The following is a 3,862-nucleotide window of genomic DNA, read 5'->3' on the forward strand; positions in this document are numbered from 1 at the left end:
GGTCCCATTCCGAACCCGGAAGCTAAGGCCACCTGCGCCGATGGTACTGCACTCGACAGGGTGTGGGAGAGTAGGACACCGCCGGAACATCATTGAGAAAGGCCCTCCAACTTCGGTTGGAGGGCCTTTTTGCGTTCGCCGTCAGGCGCGCCGACAGTCCGAACAGTCGATATTTCAGAAACCTCCGCGCGGCGGTCCCGCGTCGGTCACCATGATGCGACGTAGCTTCGGGAGGTCACCGTGGATTGGCTGTTCACTCACCAGCGTGTTCGTCGCGGCGCTGCCGCTCTCGTCCTGCCCGCCGCCCTGATCGGGGCCGTCGTCACCGCGGCGCCCGCGCTCGCCGAGCCGGCACCCGATCCGCTCGCCGGGATCGCCGAGGAGGTCTCCCAGGGACTCACCTACGGCGTGCTCGGTGCCGCGAATTCGGTTGCGGGAGTGGCCGGTATCGAGCTCCCGGACACCTACGGGCCCGAGACCGCCATCGTCGTTCTCGGCTATGGGCTCGAGCCCGACGGGACCATGCGGGCCGAGCTCAGCAACCGGCTGCACGCGGCGCTGATCCAGGCGTTCATGTCGCCGGCCTCCCCGGTGATCGTCACCGGCGGCAATCCGCGCAACGGGGTCACCGAGGCGCAGGTGATGGCCGACTGGTTGAACCTGCGTGGGGTGGCGCGCGACCGGATCCACGCCGAGACCGAGGCGGGCTCGACCGTACAGAACGCCGAGTTCTCGGCCCGCCTGATGGAGGCACTCGGCCTGCACCGGGCGGTGCTGATCACCTCCGCCGATCACATGCGCCGCGCGCTGGAGAACTTCCTCGACGCGGGTGTCCCGGTGGTCGCCACGATGACACCGGATGTCGCGCCGCTGTGGGCGCGGCCTTTCGGTTCCGGTAGCTGAGCCGAGGACGCGCCGATGTCGGTGCGGGCGTCTACGATGCCTCTGGCGCCACCGTGGACATGGTGACGCCGGCGAGAGACAGGGGAACGGGATGGACAGGCCGTCGTGGGCGCCGGAAGGCGTCGACATGCAGCAGCCGAGCCCCGCTCGGATGTACGACGCGCTGCTGGGTGGTTCGCACAACTTCGCCGTCGACCGGATGGCCGCGGAGATGGGCACCCAGCTCGTTCCCGACCTGCCGCGCCTGGCGCTGAGCAATCGTGCCTTCCTGCGCCGGGCGGTGCGGTTCATGCTCGACGCCGGGATCCGGCAGTTCCTCGACATCGGCTCCGGGATTCCCACCGCGGGCAATGTGCACGAGATCGTGCACGAACTCGATCCGCGGGCGCGGGTGCTCTACGTCGACATCGACCCGGTGGCGGTGGTGCACTCACGCACGATCCTGCACGGCCGCGAGAACGCCGGTGCGCTCGAAGCCGACCTGCGCAAGTCCGACGAGCTCATCGCCGCGGTGCGCGCCACCGGGCTGATCGACTTCGCCCAACCGCTCGGGGTGCTCCTGATCGCGGTGCTGCACCTGGTGCAGGACAGCGACGACCCGGCGGGCAAGGTGGCCGCGCTGCGGGAGGTCGTCGCACCGGGCAGTTTCATAGCCATTTCACATCTCACCTCTGAGCTGCGTCCCGAGGACGCCGGTAAGCTGGGGGAGCACTCGGCGAACGAAACCAAGGTCGGGATCCAGTTCCGGCCCGCGGCGGCGATCGTCGAGATGTTTCGTGGTTGGGACCTGGTGTCGCCCGGCGTGGTGGAGCTGCCGCTGTGGCGGCCGGAGTCGGAGCGGGACCAGCACGAGAAGCCGGGCCGTTCACTGGGCCTCGGTGGGGTAGCGCGCAAGGGATGACACCGCCGCTCGGCGGACGATGACAGGGTGGAAGCAGTGGGGTCGTGGGAGTTGGCGCAGCGGTGGGCTGACGCCCTCGACGGCGTCGTCGCCCCCACCCTGAACCGCTCCCAGATCGAGGACATGCTCGCCACGCTGGGCACCGGCCTGATCGAGGCGGCCCGCGGCGGCGAGGACCCCGATATCGCGCGGCGTTCGGCGCGCATGCTGGTGGCGGCCAACTACCGCGATTCCGCGGCCGTGAGCCGCACGGTCCGGATTCTGTGCCACGACCTGGTCGACGCCGCCGCCGACGGCTCCGACGACCCGTCACTGCCGCTGATCCGGGAACGCGCGATAGAGCTGGCCGCCGATTTCGCCGCCGGTTTCACCGCGGCCCTGCGCTCGGCCGCCCTGGCCGAGCAGGAGGCGACACTGGCCGCGGTGCTCGCGGCCGCGCGCGAGGCCGAACACCGCCGCGCCCTGTCGGAGGCACGGTTCGAGGCGGTCTTCGACGGCGCGCTCGTCGGCATCGGCACCGTCGACATGACCGGGCACGTGGTGAACTGCAATGCCACGCTGGCCACGATGCTCGGGCAGACACCGGAGACGATGCCGGGCCGCACGGTCGCCGACATCCTCGGCCCACAGAACCTCAACCAGGCGTTCCAGGAATTGCAGCGGATGGTCGCGGGGGAATCCGAGAGTTTCCGTACCGAAACCGAGCATCGGCATCCGGACGGGCGGATCACCTATATCGATCTGTCGATGTCGGCGGTGCGCGACGCGGACAACGGCATCGAGTTCCTGATCGGCGTCGCGGTCGACGTCACCCAGCGCAAACTGCTCGCCGACCGGCTCTGGCGCGATGCCAACCACGACGCGCTCACCGGCCTGCCCAACCGCCCGCACCTGTTCAACCGGCTCGCCGACGCCGCGTCGCCGATCGGGGTCTGCTACCTGGACCTGGACGGCTTCAAGGAGATCAACGATCTGTGGGGGCACCGCATCGGCGACCGGGTGCTGCGGGTGGTCGCCGACCGGATGCGCGAGACCGTGGCCGCCCAGGGCGCGCTCGCGGCCCGCATCGGCGGCGACGAATTCCTGGTGCTGGTGGAGAACTGCGCGAACGAAGCGCAAGTGCGCGCACTGGCCGACGAGCTCTTCGCCGAGCTCACCCGGCCGCTGGAAGTCGACGGGCACGTTCTCGCCGTCGGGGTGAGCATCGGTACGGCCTACTTCGACGAATTGCCCCATGCCGTCGACGATCTCGTGCACACCGCCGATTCGGCGATGTACCGCAACAAGAACGACACCCGCCGCGATCCGGCCCGCTGAGCGAGCCGGACCCGGCACCGGTCAGATCGGCTGACGTTCGCGCTGCGCGGCCCGCGCCAGCGAGCGATCCCGCTGCTCCTCGAAGCGCAGCACATCCGCGCCGAGCCGCTCCAGGAAGGCGGCGAGGTCTTCGCGGCACTGTTCCCCGCGCGGACCGAAATCGTTGCGTTCGAAGACATTCCATTTGCGCAGGACCGGCCACAGCACCTCCTCGAGATGCTGGCGCAGATCGTAGATGCCGTGCTTGGCCATGAGCACCCCGTTGCGGCGCCAGCCCGGCATGCCGGCGCCGGGCATCTGGAAGCCCTGCACGATGGTGTTGATCGCCTCGATGGTCTGGTCGGGCGCGAGGTCCAGCGCGGCGGCGCACAGGTTGCGGTAGAAGATCATGTGCAGGTTCTCGTCGGCGGCGATGCGGGCGAGCATGCGGTCGGCGACCGGGTCGTCGCAGACGCGGCCGGTGTTGCGGTGGCTGACCCGGGTGGCCAGTTCCTGGAAGGTCACGTAGGCCACCGAGAACAGGAAACCGGCGCCGGAGGTGGCCTGGATGTCGAAGCCGGGGCGCTTGGCGTCGACCACGGCCATGGCCGAATAGCCGTTGGTCATGTGGATCATCCTGGCTTGTTCCAGGGCCACCGGGTCGACCCCGCGGGTGACGACCAGATAGTCCCGGATGACGATCCCGTGCCGGTTCTCCTCGGCTGTCCAGCGCCCTACCCAGGTTCCCCAGGCGCCGTCCTG

At 69.4% G+C, this 3,862-nt stretch carries 4 protein-coding genes and 1 rRNA gene; 4 read left to right on the forward strand and 1 reads right to left on the reverse strand.

The genetic code is table 11. The features are described 5' to 3' along the window. The 4 genes from rrf to ACWEMY_RS29100 all read left to right on the forward strand — a co-directional run. A 5S ribosomal RNA gene (gene rrf / locus ACWEMY_RS29085) occupies positions 1-87 on the forward strand; the annotation flags it as partial. A gap of 153 nt (positions 88-240) precedes the next feature. Beyond that, positions 241-903, forward strand: coding sequence for a YdcF family protein (locus tag ACWEMY_RS29090; protein WP_452392584.1), 663 nt, complete (start codon positions 241-243; stop codon positions 901-903). A 91-nt stretch (positions 904-994) separates the two neighbouring features. Next, positions 995-1,804: an SAM-dependent methyltransferase gene (locus ACWEMY_RS29095; protein WP_452392585.1), complete on the forward strand. Its 810-nt coding sequence runs from the start codon at positions 995-997 to the stop codon at positions 1,802-1,804. A 27-nt stretch (positions 1,805-1,831) separates the two neighbouring features. Continuing rightward, on the forward strand, positions 1,832-3,121 hold the full coding sequence (locus ACWEMY_RS29100; protein ID WP_452392586.1) for a diguanylate cyclase domain-containing protein: 1,290 nt from the start codon (positions 1,832-1,834) through the stop codon (positions 3,119-3,121). Between the two features lie 21 nt (positions 3,122-3,142). Here ACWEMY_RS29100 and ACWEMY_RS29105 read toward each other — a convergent pair. Next, positions 3,143-3,862: acyl-ACP desaturase (locus ACWEMY_RS29105; RefSeq protein ID WP_452392587.1), on the reverse strand; the 720-nt coding region annotated here is incomplete at its 5' end.

This window comes from Nocardia sp. NPDC004415 (assembly GCF_053602435.1).